The organism is Mesorhizobium sp. ESP-6-2 (assembly GCF_020164675.1).
Classification (GTDB): Bacteria; Pseudomonadota; Alphaproteobacteria; order Rhizobiales; family Rhizobiaceae; genus Mesorhizobium.
The window spans coordinates 46,794-65,245 of record NZ_JAIUGT010000016.1; the positions used below are offsets into that span (position 1 = coordinate 46,794).

Sequence of the window (18,452 nt, forward strand, 5' to 3'; positions counted from 1 at the left end):
GGCCTTGCCCAGATGTCCTCACCCATCGTGAAATTGGTGGCCCAGCGCGTTGCGCTGGGCATCCTCCTTTTGTTGGCCGTCTCGGTCCTGATTTTCGCCGGCACACAGATCCTGCCCGGCGACGTCGCGCAAGCCATCCTGGGGCAGTCGGCGACACCGGAATCGCTCGCCAATCTGCGTGAGCAGCTTGGTCTCAACGACCCGGCCTATATCAGGTATTTCCGCTGGCTCGGCGGCGTTTTGACCGGCAATCTCGGGACCGCCATGTCGAGCGGACAGGACATCGCGACATCGATCAAGGGCCGGCTGTGGAACACGCTGTTCCTCGCCTTCTGGGCGGCGATCGTGGCCATTCCACTGGCCATAACGCTTGGCCTGATCGCGGTGCGCTACCGCAATGGCTGGGTCGACAAGCTGATCTCGGGACTGGCGCTCGCCTCGACCTCCTTCCCGGAATTCTTCATCGGCTACTTGCTGGTCTTCTACTTCGCGGTTCAGCATCAGTGGTTCCCCGCCATCTCGACCGTCTATGAAGGCATGCCTTTCGGCGAACGCATGCAGGCGATCGCGCTGCCGGCGGCGGCACTGACGCTGGTGGTGCTTGCCCATATGATGCGCATGACGCGCGCGGCGATCCTAAACGTCATGCAATCGGCCTATGTGGAGACCGCCGAGCTCAAGGGACTCTCGGCTTTCGCGGTCATCCGCAAACATGCCTTCCCGAACGCCATCGCGCCGATCATCAACGTGGTCATGCTCAACCTCGCCTATCTGATCGTCGGCGTGGTCGTGGTCGAAGTGATCTTCGTCTATCCCGGCATGGGGCAGTATCTGGTCGATCACGTCACCAAGCGCGACGTGCCGGTGGTGCAGGCGGTCGGACTGATCTTCGCCGCCGTCTATATCGGCCTCAACATCATCGCTGATATAGCGGCAATCGTCGCCAATCCGCGCCTGAGGCATCCCAAATGAAGAGGGCGGGCATGCTCGACATCAAACGCATCCCCGTGCCCGCGCTGGTCGGTCTGGTGCTGACGGCCCTGTTCGTGTTGGCGGCTATCTTCGCGCCCTGGCTTGCGCCGCACGGCAATGGCGAGATCGTCGGCGACGTCTGGGAGCCGATGTCGGCGGCGCATTGGCTGGGCACCGACAACCTTGGCCGCGATCTGCTGTCGCGCATGATCTATGGTGCGCGCATCACCCTGTTCATCGCAGTGCTCGCCACGGCGTTGTCCTTCTCGCTTGGCGCCATTCTCGGCTTTTCGGCGGCAGTGTTCGGCGGCTGGTTCGACACGCTGCTGTCGCGCCTCGTCGATCTCCTGATGTCGATCCCGACGCTGATCATGGGCCTTGTCGTGCTCTCGGTGCTGCCGACAAACCTGGTGACGCTGATCCTGGTGATGGGCATTCTTGACTCGACCCGCGTCTACCGCCTGTCGCGCGCGGTCGCCGTCGACATCAACGTGATGGACTATGTCGAAGCCGCGAAGCTGCGCGGCGAAGGCAGCGCCTGGATCATCTTCCGCGAGATCCTGCCCAATGCGCTGTCGCCGCTGGTCTCGGAACTCGGCCTGCGCTTCATCTATGCCGTTCTGTTCCTGTCGACGCTCTCCTTTCTTGGCCTCGGCGTACAGCCGCCGGATGCCGACTGGGGCGGCATGGTCAAGGAAAACAAGGACGGCATCGTCTTCGGCATTGCCGCGGCGCTCATACCGGCGGCCGCGATCGCGGCGCTTGCGATCTCGGTCAATCTCGTTGCCGACTGGGTGCTCAACCGCACGACAAGCCTGAAAGGAGGACGCGGATGATGGCCGACAGCAAAGCCAAATCCAGCCCGCTCCTCGATATCCGCAACCTGCGCATCGAGGCCATGGTCTACCCACCAGGCGAAGCGCCGAAGACCATCACCCTCGTCCATGACGTCTCGCTGACGCTGGAAAAGGGCAAGGTGCTCGGCCTGATCGGCGAATCCGGTGCCGGCAAGTCGACCATCGGCCTGTCTTCGATGGGTTACGGACGCGGCGGCGTGCGCATCACCGGCGGCGAGGTGCTGCTCAACGGCCGCGACATCCTCAAGGGCGGCAAGGAAGGTTTCCGCAGGCTGCGCGGCCGCGAGGTCTGCTATGTCGCGCAGTCGGCGGCAGCGGCTTTCAACCCGGCGCACAGGCTGATGGACCAGGTTGTCGAAGCCACCCTCCTGCACGGCAGGGCGACGCGCGCGGAGGCCGAGAAACGCGCCGTCGCGCTGTTCAAGAAGCTGAGCCTGCCCAATCCCGAAACCATCGGCGAGCGTTTCCCGCACCAAGTGTCCGGCGGCCAGCTGCAGCGTGTGATGACGGCGATGGCGCTGTGCTCGGAACCGGACCTGATCGTCTTCGACGAGCCGACGACGGCGCTCGACGTGACGACGCAGATCGACGTGCTGTCGGCGATCAAGGACGCCATCCGCGACACGCATGTGGCCGCGCTCTACATCACCCACGACCTCGCCGTCGTCGCCCAGGTGTCGGACGAGATCATGGTGCTGCGTCACGGCCGGCTGGTCGAATGGGGCGGCACCCGCCAGATCATCAAGGAACCGCGCCAGGAATACACCAACGCTCTGGTGTCTGTGCACGAGATCGAACACGCCGAGCAGAAACCCGGCGCCTCGCCATTCCTGTCCGTGAAGAACGTCACCGCCGCCTATGGCGGCGGCCATGTCAAGGTGCTGAAGAACGTCTCCGTTGATATCTATCCCGGCCAGACGCTGGCAGTGGTCGGCGAGTCCGGTTCCGGCAAGTCGACGCTGGCGCGCGCCATCACAGGGCTCCTGCCGCCCGAACAGGGCACGGTGACCTTCGACGGGCGCCCGCTTGCCAACCGGCTTGCCGACCGGCCGAAGGAGGATCTGCGGCAGCTGCAGATGATCTATCAGATGGCCGACGTGGCCATGAACCCGCGCCAGACCGTCGGCACCATCATCGGCCGGCCGCTGGAGTTCTATTTCGGCATGCGGGGACGTGAGCGCGACCGGCGCGTCGCCGAATTGCTCGACGAGATCGAGATGGGCAAAGGCTTCATCGACCGCTATCCGGCGGAGCTGTCGGGCGGCCAGAAGCAGCGCGTCTGCATCGCCCGCTCGCTCGCCGCCAAACCGAAGCTGATCATCTGCGACGAGGTGACCTCGGCGCTCGACCCGCTGGTGGCCAACGGCATTCTCAAGCTTTTGTTGAACCTGCAGCAGCACGAGAAGGTCGCATATCTCTTCATTACCCACGACCTTGCGACGGTAAGGTCGATCGCCGATTCGATCGCGGTGATGTATCGCGGCGAGGTGGTCCGTTACGGTTCCAAAAGCAAGGTGCTCACACCGCCTTTCGATGCCTATACCGACCTCCTGCTGTCCTCGGTTCCGGAAATGGAAATTGGCTGGCTGGAAAAGGCGATCAAGGGGCGACGCATGGCGAGCGCCGGGAACTAGCCAGCGGTTCGCCAGTCAAGGAGATGACGAACGTCATCCGCATGCAACACTGGAGGGCCACACGTCCTTCGGACGGCATCGCCTGTGTGCGGTTGTTTCAAAAAGGGGTAGGACATGAAGACTGAACTCGACCATCTCGCTGAACTCGCCGGCCAGGGCCGGATATCGCGGCGTGACTTTTTGGGCCGCACTGCGGCATTGGGCGTGTCGGCGGCGCTGGCAACGACGCTGGCCGGGAAAGCCTTCGCGCAGACGCCGGTCAAGGGCGGCATTCTCAAGGCCGGCCTGCAGGGCGGCGAATCGACCAACAGCCTCGATCCGGCGCTGAACCTAAGCCAGGTCACCTTCAGCTTCGGCAAGCAGTGGGGCGAATATCTGGTCCGCCTCACCCCCGACAACAGGTTGGTCAACCTGATCGCCGAGGACATCGGCGCTTCCCCGGATGCCAAGACCTGGACGATCAAGATCCGCGACGGCATCGAGTTCCACAATGGCAAGACGGTCGGCGCGGAGGATGTCGCGGCCACCATCGAGCGCCACGCCGACGAGAAGTCGAAGTCGGGCGCACTCGGCATTCTCAAGAACATCAAGGGTATCAAGGCCAGCGGCAAGGAGGTCGTCGTCACGCTTGCCGACGCCGATGCCGACTTCCCCTATCTGATGGCCGACTATCATCTCGTCATCCAGCCCAATGGCGGCAAGGACAATCCGAACGCGGGCATCAGCGCCGGCCCCTATAAGGTGACCGTCAACCAGCCCGGCGTGCGCCATGGCGGCGAGCGGTTCGCCAATTACTGGCAAGGCGACAAGGCGGGCCATGCCGACCAGGTCGAGATCGTCGTCATCAACGATGCGACGGCGCGGCTCGCGGCCCTGCAAGGCGGCCAGGTGCACATGATCAACCGCGTCGAGCCCAAGGTGGTCGATCTCGTCAAGCGCATCCCCGGCGTCAGCATCGAGAACGTTTCGGGCAAGGGCTATTACCCGTTCAACATGTTCTGCGACACTGCGCCCTTCGACAACGGCGATCTCAGGATGGCGCTCAAGCTCGCCATGGATCGCGACGAGATGCTGGAAAAGATCCTTCGCGGCTATGGTTCAGTCGGCAACGACTTCCCGATCAACGAGGCCTATCCGCTGTTTTCGACCATCGAACAGCGCAAGTTCGACCCGGAAAAGGCGGCGGCGCTCTATAAGAAGTCGGGCCACAGCGGCTCGATCCTGCTGCGCACCTCCGACGTCGCTTTCCCCGGGGCCGTCGATGCGGCACAGCTCTATCAGCAGAGTGCCGCCAAGGCAGGCATCAAGATCGAGATCAAGCGCGAGCCGGGCGACGGCTATTGGTCGGAGGTCTGGAACAAGCAGCCTTTCTCGCTGTCTTACTGGGGCGGGCGTGCGACGCAGGACCAGATGTATTCCACCGGCTATGTGTCGAACGCCGACTGGAACGACACGCGTTTCAAGCGGCCCGAGTTCGACAAGATGCTGTTTGCGGCGCGCGGCGAGCTCGACCAGGACAAGCGCAAGGCAATCTACCACGACATGGCCGTGCTGATGCGCGACGAAGGCGGATTGATCGTGCCTTTCTTCAACCAGTTCATCGACGCCGCCACCAACAAGATCGGCGGCTTCGCCAAGAGCCCGATCGGCGAGATGATGGACGGCTACGCGCTTGGCGAATGCTGGCTGAACGCCTGACATCAGGTTCCTGCCGAAAGTGCCGCGTGTCCGTGCGACACGCGGCGTGCTCGTTTCACCGGACAATCGCATGGAGCAGCTCGTGGCGCTCAAGACCAAACTGCTGCTGATCATCCTCGACGGCGTGCCGTACCGAAACTGGCGCCGGCTGATGGGCAACCTCGAAGGCTGGGTGCAGTCGGGCGAAGCGCGGGTATGGAAGATGCGCTCGGTGCTGCCGTCGACCTCGGCCTGCTGCTACGCCTCGATCCATACCGGGGTGCCGCCGCAGGCGCATGGCATTCTTTCCAACGAGAACCGCTTCCGCGTCAGCCAGCCCGACATCTTCTCGGAGGTCACCAAGGCCGGCGGCACAACCGGCGCGGTCACCCACTCCTACTGGTCGGAGTTCTTCCGTTCCTACCCGTTCGACCTCGTCGAGGACATGGAGTACGACGAGCCGGGCGGGCCGATCACGCATGGCCGCTTCCACACCATGACTGGCTACAACGCGCGCAACCAGATGACGCCGAGCGACGTCGACCTGTTCGCCACGCTGACCATGCTGAGCAGCCGCCACGGCATCGACTACGGCATCCTGCACACTTGCACGCTGGACTCGATGGGCCACCGTTTCGGCCATGACTGTCATGAGATGGACCATGCCTGCTACGCGATGGACGGCATGCTGGCCGCTTTCCTGCCGCGCTGGCGCGATGCCGGCTATGAAGTGATCGTCACCGCCGATCATGGCCAGACCGACCGCGGCCACCATGGCGGCCATGATGACGAGATGCAGGATTTCGCGCTGTATTATTTCGGCGGCGGCAACGGACCCGATGCCGACACGCTGCTCGACCAGTTGCAGCTGGCACCGACGGTTCTGAGCCGGCTTGGGGTGGCGATACCCGAGACGATGAAGGCGAAGCCTTTCCTAGACTGAAGGAGCGGGCGCGACGTTGGCGTCCCCTCTCCCGTCCCTATATGCTCTGGCAACGCTCATCTTCTTCGGTTAGCCTCCGCAAATTCCTTGGCGGAGGATGAACCTTTTTGGACCGATCAGCGACAGAGCAGGCAGGAGCCAGGCGGCTCGATCGGCCATGACGGCCGCAATGGAAACCGATCGCGCGCTTGTCGAGCGGGTCGCGAAGGGCGACCGGGCCGCCGTGCGGCTCCTGTTCATGCGCCACCACGCGCGAATATACCGCTTCGTGGCGCGCCAGACGGGATCGGAAATGATGGCTGACGATATCGCGAACGAGGTGTTCCTCGAACTGTGGCGCCAGGCGCCGGATTTCGAGGGACGTTCCGAAGTCTCGACATGGCTGCTCGGCATCGCCCGCTTCAAGGCGCTGTCCCTGTTGCGCAAGAAAAAGGAAGACTGGATCGACGACGAGGCCGCCGCCGCGGTGCCCGACGGCGCCGATACGCCCGAGATCGTCACCATGAAGGAGGACAAGAGCGCCGCCTTGCGCCGCTTCATCGATGCCTTGCCGCACGAGCATCGCGTGGTCATCGATCTCGCCTATTATCAGGGGCAATCGGTGACCGAGATCGGCGAGGTCCTCGACATCCCGGTCGCGACCGTCAAGACCCGGATGTTTTATGCCCGCAAGAAACTCGGCGAGGCCCTCAAGGCCGCCGGTTACGACAGGGGGTGGCCATGAGCGCCGCTGAAAAGATGTCGCGCCGCGATGAAATGGAAACGCTGCTGCCGTTCTACCTGAACGGTTCGCTGGAAGGCTCGGAGCTGGAGGCCGTCGAGGAATGGCTGGCCAGCGATCCGGCGGCCATGGCGGCTCTTGGCGAGGCGGAGGCCGAATTCTCCAGCACCGCGGCCGCCAATGAGGCGATCCGTCCGCCGGCCGATGCGCTGAGCCGCTTTTCCAGGGCGCTCGATGCCGAGGCTGGCCCGGCGCGCGCCGCCGCCGGTTCGTCCTGGCTGGCGCAGGCCTGGGGCCGTTTCATGGCGCTGCCGGTCGGCGTCGCCTGGGCGGCGGCCGCGGCTCTGCTGGCACTGGTCATGGTGCAGTCGTTTATGCAGCCCGGCGGCAAGGGCGGCAATTTCGAGATCGCGGGCGCGCAGGACGAGATGGCGAAGATGCCGTTCGCCCTGGTCAAGTTCAAGCCCGACGCGAAAATGTCCGACATCGCCGCCTTTCTCGGCGGCAGCGGACTGAAGATCCTGGACGGACCGACTGCCGGGGGCGTGTTCCGGCTCGGCATTCCGGCCGCCAACGCGGCCGACTACACCAGGCAACTCGGCCTTGTTGCCGCCCAGCCTTTCACGGACACCGTGATCGAGGGAAGGAAACCGGCCGATGGCGGCTGAGGCGGTCATTCGATTTGCGGCAATCCTTGCGGCGGCGATGACGATCGCCATCGGGCCTGCGTCGGCGCAGGGCAACGACGCCAATGCCAACCGGGGAAAGATCGACTGCCGCGACGGCACCGATGCGGCGGGCGCCGACTGTGGCAAGGACGGCAAGGGCATCAATGACGGCGCGGCCGGTGCCGTGTTTCTTCCCGCCCTGATCGTTGACCTGTTCCCCAATCCGACCGCTCCTGCGGCACCGGTGCCGACGCCACGGCCGGACCCGGCGACGCCGCCCGCCGGCACGCAGGCCGGACCGCCTTCGGGCGGGCCGATCGTCTCGCCGAGCGATCTCATCGCCGTTGAGCCGCCACGCGCCGTGGCCGGCGATTTCGTGCCAGACGAGGTGCTGGTGACCGTCGATGGCGATGCGGGCGCCGTGCAGCAGATCGCCGCTTCCTTCGGCCTCGATGTGCGCTCGCAGCGGCGGTCGTTTCTGCTCGGCACCACCCTTGTGCGCTTCGGCATTCCCGACGGCCGACCCGTCGGCGTGGTGCTGGCGCAGCTTGCCGCCGACAGCCGCACAGAGCGGCGTGAGCCCAACCATATCTATTCGCTGCAGCAGGCGGCGGGCATCGTCAACTATGCGTTCGAGCGCATCGCGCTCGACGCCAACCAGGCGAGCGGCGAGAATGTCCGCGTCGCGGTAATCGATACCGGCATCGACGACACCAACCCGACACTGGCCGGGGTCATCGCCGGCCAGTTCGACGCCATGCCCGACGTGCCGGTCGAAAAGCGCGACCACGGCACCTCAATCGACGGGCTGATCGCCGGCGTCGGCGCGCTCAAGGGCATGGCGCCCGGCGCCAGGATCTTTCACGCACGCGCCTTCGAAGGCGGCAAGTCGACAATGGACGTCATCCTTGCTGCGCTCGACTGGGCGGCAAGCCAAGACGTGCGCATCATCAATATGAGTTTCGTCGGTCCGAAGAACGACCTGCTCGGCGTCGCCTGCCGCAATGCACGCGCGCTCGGCATGGTTCTGGTCGCCGCCGCCGGGAACAACGGGCCTAAGGCGCCCTATGGCTACCCGGCCGCCTTCGACGGCGTCATCGCCGTGACCGCCACCGACGCCAGGGATGGGCTGATGCCGCAGGCCAATCGCGGCGCCTATGTCTTCATCTCGGCGCCGGGCGTCGAGATGGTGGCGCCGAGCGGAGCCGGCTCGGATGTCGTCACCGGCACATCGTTCGCCGCCGCGATCGTCTCGGGCGCCATTGCCAATCTCATCCACGCCGCGCCGGACCGCTCGGCCGACGCCATCGAAAAGGCGCTTGCCGCAACAGCCCGGGATCTCGGTTCGAAAGGGCGGGACGATGATTTCGGCTACGGGCTGCTGGACATCAAGGCCGCCCAGACGGCGAAGGAATGATCCTTGGCGACACGCCCCAAGGTCAAAATTCAGTCGACGGCTATTTGCGATGGCCGAGACGGGAGGAATGCTGGACTAGAGGGCCGGACCCAACCGAACGGCGCTCCCATCATAGAAGCGTGACAGCCGAAAGCGGTTGAGATCATGCCCACTCGCGTGACCCTGAATCAGGTCGGAAACGACGCGACCGATTCCAGGTCCGATACCGAATCCGTGACCACTCATTCCCGTCGCGACGAAAAGACCGACGATTGCCCGCACGTGATCCACGACGGGGACGACATCGGGCATGGCGTCAATCATGCCTCCCCACCCTGCCTTCAAGCGAACTGTTTCGAACTGTGGAAAAAGGCGTCTGAAATTGCGCTCTACAGAACGGATACCGGAGCGTTCAGCGGCCGGGTTGAGCACCCGCATTCTTTCGAAAGGACTCCGGGAATCCGGGGTCCAATCGCGCGGAATCGACCAACTGTCAGGGTAACCCGATGGAGCGCACGGAAAGTAGCGGGTTCCGAGCGGATTGGCCATGAGGGCGGGAAGATACTTGGTGGCGTGCCGGAATGCGTCAGGCCCCAGGTAAAGCAAATTACTGCCTCCCGGGGCGAGCGTGTATCCGCCATCCTGTCGGCGCCTGAAAGCGATGTGTTCGTCCGCTGCCGCACCTGCATAAATTTCAGGCATAGGCTCCGTTGCGGCTACGGTTACCCTGACGCTGAGTTGGGGGATGGAGACGCCGTGTCTTCTCAGGAACAGGGACGACCAGGCGCCGCCCGCGACCAGTACGCTGGAGGTTTCAATGCATCCCGCCTCGGTCCACACTCCTCTGATCCTGCCAGCTGAGATTTCGAGGGTTCGCGCTGCGCAATTCTCTATGATCTTGGCGCCTTTTCGGACGGCAAGACGAGCAAGCGCAGGCACCGCCAACCAAGGCTCCGCGCGCATGTCGGAGGGCGTCGTCATCGCGCCCTTGAACTTGCGCGACATGCCCTTGATGAGTTTCGCGGTTTCGTCCGCGTCCAGGAGGCGAGTGTCGAGCCCATGGATCGCGGCGATCTTCATGAACTCTTCGAAACCGGCCATGTCCTTGTCGGAGTTCGCCAGATAGGTCACACCTGTCTGGTACAGCCCGATGTCTTCGCCGCATTCCTCAGCCAGTTGCCGCCACAGGCGAGAAGCCTCGATGACAATTGGCAGTTCATCTGCGTCGCGCCCCTGCTTTCGTATCCAGCCCCAATTTCGGGACGATTGTTCGGCAGCAACGCGGCCTTTTTCCAGCAGCGTGACCGGAATGTTCCGCTTCGCCAGGAAAAGAGCCGTCGTTACGCCGATAATGCCGCCACCAATGATGACCACCTCCGAACGCTTCGGCGGCGGGCCAGGATGTTGGATTGGATTCATTTCGGAGAACGGGAATATCGGCAAGTGGGCATCCAGGAGAACTGGTTGATGGCTTTAGCTTACTGGTTGCCACCCTCTAAAAGCCAAAGCAAGCGCGGTGCACGCAGACCACTGTCCATGACACTGCAATCGATCTTCCGGCAACGACTGCGGCCCCTCGGAGCGATTGGCTCTATTCCAGGGCAGGCGCTCCGGCAACCGACCCCCTGATCACCAGATCGACCGGCCAAACCTCGCCGCGCGCCCCCTCTTCCAGCCCTGATATCCGCGCCGCCAGCCGTTCGGCGATGCGGGCGCCGGCGAGCCGGATCGAGGAGCGCGTCGTCGACAGCGGCACGGAGAAGTTCTCCGGCTTCAGCCATGGGAAGACGTCGTCATGGGCGATCAATGAGATGTCGCCGGGGATGCTCAAGCCGAGGTCGCGCACGGCGCGCACGACGCCGAGCGCCATGATCAGGCTGGAGCAAGCGATCGCGGTGGGCGCGCCGTCCTGTTCGAGCAGGCGCCGGGCGGCGCGATAGCCGTTCTCCTCGGTCATGGCAACGGAACAGACATGGCGTTCGCCCAAGGTCAGGCCGCTCGCGGCGAGCGCCCGGCGCACGCCTCGCTCGCGATGCACGGCGAAGGTTTCGCGGTCGTCGCCGTTGATCAGCGCCAGCCGCCGATGGCCGAGTTGGACGAGCAGCCGCGCCGCCTCGTGAAAGGCGCCCTCATTGTCGATGTCGAGATAGGGATAATCGAAATCGAAACCTTCGCTGCGGCCATGGATGATGAAGGGTATACCGAGCGTATTGACCAGCGCCACGCGCCGGTCGGCCGGCGTCGGCGAGGAGATGTAGACGGCGTCGACCTGGCGATTGGCGACGATGCGCCGGTAAGTCGTCTCCTGGTCGTCGGCGTCGGCGGGAGACAGCACCAGGTCGAGCTCGTGCGAGCGCGCATAGTCGCCAAGGCCGGACAGGAATTCGACGAAGTGCGGGTCGATGTCGACGGCAGCACCCGTCGGCAAGACATAGCCGATCATGCCGGACTTGCCGGTCGCAAGCCGGCGCGCGCTCGGATTGGGGCGGTAGCCATGGCGCTTGGCGGCGTCCATGACGCGCCGGCGCGTCTCTTCGTTGACCTCGGGATAGCCGTTCAGCGCCCGGCTTACCGTGGTCTGCGAAAGCGCCAGCATGTGCGCGAGTTGCTTCAGGTTCACGAGAGGCCTCCGTGCCTCAAAGCGCTTTTAAATTGAATCGACCCAAGCCCTGCGACAGGTCCGGCATATCATGACGAGCATAGGCAGGCTTGGTGCAGGTTTGAAACATAAATTGCTGCTGCGCTGCCAAAAAAGCATGCAGCAGCGCGATTTCTTAGACGCCAGACTCCTGAATTAAATCGATTAAGTTGCCACACCTCTTGACTTCTGGGCGATTCAATGGCGAGATCGAAAAAGCCAAAGCGCTTTGGAAGACTCTTCGAAAGGTTGCGGTTCCTTTCCGACTGAGTCACAGTCCTGCGGCGTCGGCGGGCGGAATGGAGGTTCCGTCCGGTATTGTGACCCACTGGGAGGGAATACCGATGAAGAAAATGCTTTTGCTGGGCGCCACGCTTGCCTTGCTGGCCCTCGGCGCGCCCGCGCAGGCCGAGCTGAAGTTCAAGCCGGGCGAGGACAAGCGTTTCAACTGGGCAAACTACGAAGAACTCAAGAAAGTCGACCTCAAGGGCGAGACCCTGTCCATCTTCGGGCCATGGCGCGGCGAGGACGAGGCCCTGGTTCGTGGCGTACTCGATTATTTCTCGGAAGCCACCGGAGCCGAGATCAAATATTCCTCCTCGGAAAATTACGAACAGCAGATCGTCATCGACACGCAGGCCGGCAGCCCACCCAACATCGCCGTTCTGCCGCAACCCGGCTTGATCCAGGATCTCGCTTCCAAGGGGCTCTTGACGCCGCTCGGCGACGACACCGCCAAATGGGTCAAGGACAATTACGGCGCCGGCCAGTCATGGGTCGACCTCGGCACTTTCAAGGACAAGGACGGCAAGCCTGGCTTCTTCGCCTTCCCCTACAAGGCCGACGTGAAGTCGCTGGTCTGGTACTCGCCGGACAATTTCGAGGAAGCCGGCTACAAGGTGCCAAAGACGCAGGAAGAACTCGCCGACCTCGAGAAGAAGATTATCGCCGACGGCGGCACGCCATGGTGCATCGGGCTCGGCTCGGGCGGCGCCACCGGTTGGCCGGCGACGGACTGGGTGGAAGACCTGATGCTGCGCACGCAGTCTCCGGAAATCTACGACAAATGGGTGAAGAACGAGATCCCCTTCAACGACCCGGCCGTGGTCAATGCAATCGACATCTTCGGCAAGATCGCGACCGACGACAAGATGGTCGATGGCGGCGCCAAGGCGGTCGCGGCGACCGATTTCCGCGACAGCCCCAAGGGCCTATTCGCGGTGCCGCCGAAATGCTACCTGCACCATCAGGCGTCGTTCATCCCGACCTTCTTCCCCGAAGGCACGAAAATCGGCCAGGACGCGGACTTCTTCTACTTTCCGCCCTATGCGTCCAAGCCCGAACTCGGCACCCCCGTGCTCGGCGCCGGAACGCTGGCGATGATCACCAAGGACTCGAAGGCCGCCCGCGCGTTCATCGAATTCCTTAAGATGCCGCTGGCCCATGAGATCTGGATGGCCGAAGGCGGTTTCGTGACGCCGTTCAAGACGGTCAACAAGGATGCCTATGCCAGCGATGCGCTGCGCAAGCAGGGCGAGATCCTGGCCAATGCCTCGACCTTCCGTTTCGACGGGTCGGACTTGATGCCGGGCAAGATCGGCGCCGGCGCCTTTTGGACCGGCATGATCGACCTGGTCGGCGGCAAGTCGGCGCAGGACGTCGCCACCGACATTCAGAAGAGCTGGGACGCGATCAAGTAAGAGCCGCACCCGCGGAGGCTTAGGCTTCCACCTCCCGAGCGGATCCGGGCCAGCTGGCCCGGATCCGACCGGCCCCATCGCAACATCCCAGCCCGGCCAACCGGGACGGGTCAGATCCAGTCGTGACAGCGTAGACATTCCGGCATGCGGCGGGCACGGAGCCACACGCTTCCCTGCCTGTTCGCGCTCAACAACGAGATCGGCGCGCGGCGCAACCGCAAGGATCGTTTCCATCCTGGCGGGTCGTGCAGGGAGAGGGACCCATGGCGGCTCAGATTTTCTCGGCCATATTCGTCATCATCATCGGCGTCGGCGGCTGCGTCGCCTATTTCTGGGGCGCCAACAAACTGCTCGACGTCACCTTTCCCTCGCGCGGCGTCTCGGGCGCCGCCGCCGTCGACAATCTGCGCCGGCAAGGGCTGATCCGGCCCTGGCTGTTCGTCGGTCCGGCGATGATCATCCTGACCATCTATCTCATCTATCCGGTGGTCGAGACGCTGCGGCTGTCCTTCCTCGATCGCGGCGGCGCCAATTTCGTCGGCCTGGCCAACTATCAATGGGCTTTCGGCGACCGCGAGTTCCGCAATTCGATCCTCAACAATGTGCTCTGGCTGGCCGTGGTGCCCGCCGCCTGCACCTTCCTTGGCCTGATCATCGCCGTGCTTACCGACAAGATCTGGTGGGGCACGATCGCCAAGAGCCTGATCTTCCTGCCGCTGGCGATCTCCTTCGTCGGCGCCAGCGTCATCTGGAAGTTCATCTATGAGTATCGCGGCGAGGGCCAGACGCAGATCGGTATCCTGAACGCCATCATCCAGCATTTCGGCGGCCAGCCGCAGGTCTGGATATCGCTGCCGTTCTGGAACAATTTCTTCCTGATGGTGATCCTGATCTGGATCCAGACCGGCTTTGCCATGGTCATCCTGTCTTCGGCGCTGCGCGGCATTCCGGAAGAGACCCTGGAAGCCGCCGTCATCGACGGTGCCAATCCGTTCCAGATCTTCTGGAAAATCATGGTGCCGCAGATCTGGGGCACCATCGCCGTGGTCTGGACCACAATCACCATCCTGGTGCTCAAGGTATTCGACATCGTGCTGACCATGACCAACGGCCAATGGAACAGCCAGGTGCTGGCCAATCTGATGTTCGACTGGATGTTCCGCGGCGGCGGTGATTTCGGCCGCGGCGCAACAATCGCCATCATCATCATGATCGCGGTCATTCCGATCATGGTCTGGAACATACGCCAGGCCAACAAAGAGACGGGAGGACATTGAGATGACCGTCGCGACCGGAAACTCCTTCGCCAGCCGCTTCGGCGTTCACATTGCCGTGCTGGTCTTCGTTGCGATCTGGACCATGCCGACGCTCGGCATTCTGGTATCGTCGCTGCGCGACAAGGACCAGATCATCGCCTCGGGCTGGTGGAACTCGTTCGCCAGCTCCAGCCAGACTGAAGCCGGACGCCTGCCGCCCGCCTCGGCGCAGGTCGAGAAGGATGGCAAGTTCGTCCTCCAGGGCAACATTTTCGGCGATGGCGCGGCGCGCGAGATCAGCGCCTTCGGCGTCAAGTCGGCGGCACCGACGCAATTTCCGGCCGGCACGTCGGCCGATCTCGGCGACGGCGTCACCTTGCAGCTCAATGCCGACGGCAGCTTCGTCATGACCTCGCCCAAGGCGTTCGAGGGCGACCGCGGCCAGCGCGTCTACTATGCCTCCTCGGCGCCGCCGAAATTCACCACCGACAACTACAGGACCGTGCTGTTTTCGGAAGGCATCGGCCGCTCCTTCATGAACTCGCTGACCGTCACTATCCCGGCGACCGTCATCCCGATCCTCATCGCCGCCTTTGCGGCTTACGCTCTGGCCTGGATGCGCTTTCCCGGGCGCGCGCTTCTGATCGCGGTCATCATCGGCCTTTTGGTGGTGCCGCTGCAGATGTCGCTGATCCCGCTGCTGAAGCTCTATAACGGCGTCGGCGCCTTCTTCGGCGTGCCGTCCAAGACCTATCTCGGCATCTGGCTGGCGCATACCGGCTTCGGGCTGCCCTTCGCCATCTACCTCTTGCGGAGCTACATTGCCGGCCTGCCGCGCGAGATCATGGAATCGGCGCGCATCGACGGCGCCAGCGATTTCGAGATCTTCGTCAAGATCGTGCTGCCGCTGTCATTTCCCGTGCTGGCATCCTTCGCCATCTTCCAGTTCCTGTGGGTATGGAACGATCTCCTGGTGGCGATGGTTTTCCTTGGCACGGAGGCGGATCAGATCGTGCTGACCGCCAAGCTCAATGCCTTGCTCGGCTCGCGTGGCGGCGACTGGGAGATCCTGACGACGTCGGCTTTCGTGACCATCATCGTGCCGCTGATCGTGTTCTTCTCCTTGCAGCGCTATTTCGTCCGCGGGCTGCTCGCAGGCTCGGTGAAAGGAGGCTGAAACCATGCAATCCGCTTTGAAAGCTAGTTCGAGGCCCGATCTCGCCGTCGATAGCGACTGGTGGCGAGGTGCCGTGATCTACCAGATCTATCCACGCAGCTATCAGGATTCGAATGGCGACGGCATCGGCGACCTCAAGGGCATCATCGGGCGGCTTCCCTATATCGCCGCGCTTGGCGCGGACGCCATCTGGATCTCGCCCTTCTTCAAATCGCCGATGAAGGACTTCGGCTACGACGTCTCGGATTACTGCGACGTCGACCCGATGTTCGGCACGCTGGCCGATTTCGACGCGTTGACGGCGGAGGCGCACAGGCTGGGGCTGAAGGTGATGATCGACGAGGTGCTGTCGCACACCGCCGACATCCATCCCTGGTTCAGGGAAAGCCGATCGAACCGCAGCAATCCGAAAGCCGACTGGTACGTCTGGGCCGATCCCAGGCCGGACGGCACACCGCCCAACAACTGGCTGTCGATCTTCGGCGGATCGGCCTGGCAATGGGACACCAGCCGCCAGCAATACTACCTGCACAACTTTCTCGCGGAACAGCCGGACCTCAATTTCCACAACGGCGAAGTCCAGGACGCGCTGCTCGACGTCACCCGCTTCTGGCTGGAGCGCGGTGTCGACGGGTTCCGCCTCGACACGATCAATTTCTACTTCCACAGCCAGGGGCTGGAAAACAACCCGCCGCTGCCACCGGAACAGCGCAACGACCAGACCGCACCCGCGGTCAATCCCTACAACTACCAGGACCACATCTACGACAAGAGCCGTCCGGAGAACCTCGGCTTCCTCGAACGCTTCCGCGCCCTGCTCGACGAATATCCGGCGACTGCCGCGGTCGGCGAGGTCGGCGATTCACAGCGCGGACTGGACGTTGTGGCGGCCTATACAGCCGGCGGCAAGCGCGTGCACATGTGCTATTCCTTCGATTTCCTGGCGCCGGAAAAGATCAGCGCCGCCAAGGTTCGTTCGGTGCTGGAAACCTTCGGCAAGGTTGCCAGCGACGGCTGGTCGTGTTGGGCCTTCTCCAACCATGACGTGATGCGCCCGGCCTCGCGCTGGGCCGCCAACGAAGCCGACCCGACCGCCTATCTCAAGGTTATCTCGGCATTGCTGATGTCCTTGCGCGGCTCGGTCTGTATCTATCAGGGCGAGGAATTGGGGCTCGGCGAAGCCGAATTGCGGTTCGAGGATCTGCAAGATCCCTACGGCATCCGCTTCTGGCCGGAATTCAAGGGCCGCGATGGCTGCCGCACGCCGATGGTGTGGGACGGCAACGCCAGGAATGGCGGCTTCTCCCAGGCAAAGCCGTGGCTGCCCGTGCCGGCCAAGCACCTGTCGCAAGCCGTCAATGTCCAGCAAGGCGACGAGCATTCGCTGCTCGAACACTACCGGCGCTTTCTCGGCTTCCGCCGCGCCCATCCGGCGCTGGCCAAGGGCGATATCAACTTCATCGAAAGCCAGGGCGACACTGTCGCCTTCACGCGCCGTGCCGGCAACGAGCAGATCGTCTGCGTCTTCAATCTGGGATCCGGGCCGGCGGAGGTTGACCTTGACGGCCGATCGCTGCAACCTTTGCCCGGACACGGATTTTCGGGACAGGCGAGCACCGGCTCCATCCGCCTCGGCGGCTACGGCGCCTGGTTCGGGCGTATCGACTGAATTCTAGGGAGCACTGGAGGGAAACATGGCCGATGTCACGCTGAGGCAAGTGAAGAAATCATACGGCAATCTCAACATTCTGCACGGCATCGACCTCGACATCAAATCGGGCGAGTTCATCGTTTTCGTCGGTCCGTCGGGCTGCGGCAAGTCGACATTGCTGCGCTCGATCGCCGGGCTCGAGGAGATCACCTCGGGCGAGCTCCGAATAGCCGGCGAGGTGGTCAACGACGTGCCGCCGTCGAAGCGCGGCATCGCCATGGTGTTCCAGTCCTACGCGCTTTATCCGCATATGACAGTCTATGACAACATGGCGTTCTCGATGAAGATCGGCAAGGAAAGCAAGGCCGAGATCGACAAGCGCGTGCGCCAGGCGGCAGAGATCCTGCAGCTGACCAACTATCTCGACCGCCTGCCCAAGGCGATGTCCGGCGGCCAGCGCCAGCGCGTGGCCATCGGCCGCGCCATCGTGCGCAACCCGAAAGTGTTCCTGTTCGACGAACCGCTGTCGAATCTCGACGCGGCGCTGCGCGTCGCCACCCGCATCGAGATCGCCAAGCTCAAGGAATCGATGCCCAACACCACCATGATCTACGTCACCCACGACCAGGTCGAGGCGATGACGCTGGCCGACCGCATCGTGGTGCTGAAGGAGGGCCATATCGAGCAGGTCGGCACGCCGATGGAACTCTACAAGAAACCCGGCAATCTGTTCGTTGCCCAGTTCATCGGCTCGCCGGCCATGAACATCCTGCCGGCGACCATCGACAAATCGGGCAATCCGACCGTCATCAGTCATGTCGGCGGCCGCAAGGCTACGGTGCCGATCGCGACGCCGGCCTCGGCCAAGGGCGCGTCGGTGAGCTTCGGCGTGCGGCCGGAGGACCTGGCGATCGCCAGCGGCACGGACTACCTGTTCGAAGGGACGGTGGACTATGTCGAGCAGCTCGGCGAGGTGCAACTCGTCTATGTCGACATCGGCCGCGCCGACCTGCCGCTGGTGACCAAGCTGCCGGGCAATGTCGAGGTCAAGCGCGGGGCGACGCTGCGGCTGAGCGCCGACGCCGGAGACCTTCATATCTTCGACGCGGATGGGCGATCCTTCGCGCTGCACGAGACGGAAGCGAAGGCAGCCTGAGAGCAG

The 18,452-nt window shown here is 63.4% G+C and carries 15 protein-coding genes; 13 read left to right on the plus strand and 2 right to left on the minus strand.

Annotated features, from left to right (window positions below; all coding sequences use genetic code 11):
- The first annotated feature begins 12 nt into the window (after positions 1–12).
- The 8 genes from LB532_RS29670 to LB532_RS29705 all read left to right on the plus strand — a co-directional run bounded on the left by LB532_RS29670 (position 13) and on the right by LB532_RS29705 (position 8,889).
- A complete protein-coding gene (locus tag LB532_RS29670) occupies positions 13–972 on the plus strand; it encodes an ABC transporter permease (protein WP_140643997.1) in 960 nt (319 codons plus the stop codon).
- Positions 973–983: 11 nt separating this feature from the next.
- Positions 984–1,808 carry an ABC transporter permease gene (locus LB532_RS29675; protein ID WP_140512801.1) on the plus strand — a complete coding sequence of 275 codons (825 nt, stop codon included), beginning with the start codon at positions 984–986 and terminating at the stop codon, positions 1,806–1,808.
- Complete coding sequence (locus tag LB532_RS29680) at positions 1,808–3,463, plus strand: ABC transporter ATP-binding protein (RefSeq protein ID WP_140644056.1); 1,656 nt, start codon at positions 1,808–1,810, stop codon at positions 3,461–3,463. The genes LB532_RS29675 and LB532_RS29680 overlap by 1 nt, the downstream gene beginning before the upstream one ends.
- A 114-nt stretch (positions 3,464–3,577) precedes the next feature.
- The gene (locus LB532_RS29685) at positions 3,578–5,161 is read left to right on the plus strand and encodes an ABC transporter substrate-binding protein (RefSeq protein WP_140643995.1); all 1,584 of its coding nucleotides are present in this window, start codon (positions 3,578–3,580) and stop codon (positions 5,159–5,161) included.
- Positions 5,162–5,231: 70 nt separating this feature from the next.
- A complete protein-coding gene (locus LB532_RS29690; RefSeq protein ID WP_181169594.1) occupies positions 5,232–6,083 on the plus strand; it encodes an alkaline phosphatase family protein in 852 nt (283 codons plus the stop codon).
- A gap of 157 nt (positions 6,084–6,240) precedes the next feature.
- Positions 6,241–6,807, plus strand: a complete 567-nt coding sequence (locus tag LB532_RS29695) for a sigma-70 family RNA polymerase sigma factor (RefSeq protein ID WP_140643993.1) — start codon at positions 6,241–6,243, stop codon at positions 6,805–6,807.
- Complete coding sequence (locus tag LB532_RS29700) at positions 6,804–7,472, plus strand: anti-sigma factor (protein ID WP_140643991.1); 669 nt, start codon at positions 6,804–6,806, stop codon at positions 7,470–7,472. Before LB532_RS29695 ends, LB532_RS29700 begins: the two co-directional genes overlap by 4 nt.
- Entirely contained in the window at positions 7,462–8,889 is a 1,428-nt protein-coding gene (locus tag LB532_RS29705; RefSeq protein ID WP_140643989.1) for a S8 family serine peptidase, read from the plus strand. The genes LB532_RS29700 and LB532_RS29705 overlap by 11 nt, the downstream gene beginning before the upstream one ends.
- A 75-nt stretch (positions 8,890–8,964) precedes the next feature.
- Here the strand turns inward: LB532_RS29705 and LB532_RS29710 are convergent, their stop codons facing one another.
- Both LB532_RS29710 and LB532_RS29715 read right to left on the minus strand, forming a co-directional pair.
- Positions 8,965–10,311: an NAD(P)/FAD-dependent oxidoreductase gene (locus LB532_RS29710; protein WP_140643988.1), complete on the minus strand. Its 1,347-nt coding sequence runs from the start codon at positions 10,309–10,311 to the stop codon at positions 8,965–8,967.
- 148 nt (positions 10,312–10,459) lie between these two features.
- Positions 10,460–11,488, minus strand: coding sequence for a LacI family DNA-binding transcriptional regulator (locus LB532_RS29715; RefSeq protein ID WP_140643986.1), 1,029 nt, complete (start codon positions 11,486–11,488; stop codon positions 10,460–10,462).
- 362 nt (positions 11,489–11,850) lie between these two features.
- On the opposite strand from LB532_RS29715, the gene LB532_RS29720 reads away from it, so the two are divergent.
- The 5 genes from LB532_RS29720 to LB532_RS29740 all read left to right on the plus strand — a co-directional run bounded on the left by LB532_RS29720 (position 11,851) and on the right by LB532_RS29740 (position 18,446).
- Positions 11,851–13,206: an ABC transporter substrate-binding protein gene (locus LB532_RS29720; protein ID WP_140643985.1), complete on the plus strand. Its 1,356-nt coding sequence runs from the start codon at positions 11,851–11,853 to the stop codon at positions 13,204–13,206.
- A gap of 263 nt (positions 13,207–13,469) precedes the next feature.
- On the plus strand, positions 13,470–14,483 hold the full coding sequence (locus tag LB532_RS29725; RefSeq protein ID WP_140501210.1) for a carbohydrate ABC transporter permease: 1,014 nt from the start codon (positions 13,470–13,472) through the stop codon (positions 14,481–14,483).
- A 1-nt stretch (position 14,484) separates the two neighbouring features.
- Positions 14,485–15,639: a carbohydrate ABC transporter permease gene (locus LB532_RS29730; RefSeq protein ID WP_140643983.1), complete on the plus strand. Its 1,155-nt coding sequence runs from the start codon at positions 14,485–14,487 to the stop codon at positions 15,637–15,639.
- A gap of 4 nt (positions 15,640–15,643) precedes the next feature.
- Positions 15,644–17,308, plus strand: coding sequence for an alpha-glucosidase (locus LB532_RS29735; protein WP_140643981.1), 1,665 nt, complete (start codon positions 15,644–15,646; stop codon positions 17,306–17,308).
- 25 nt (positions 17,309–17,333) lie between these two features.
- Positions 17,334–18,446, plus strand: coding sequence for an ABC transporter ATP-binding protein (locus LB532_RS29740; RefSeq protein ID WP_140643980.1), 1,113 nt, complete (start codon positions 17,334–17,336; stop codon positions 18,444–18,446).
- Positions 18,447–18,452: the final 6 nt, after the last annotated feature.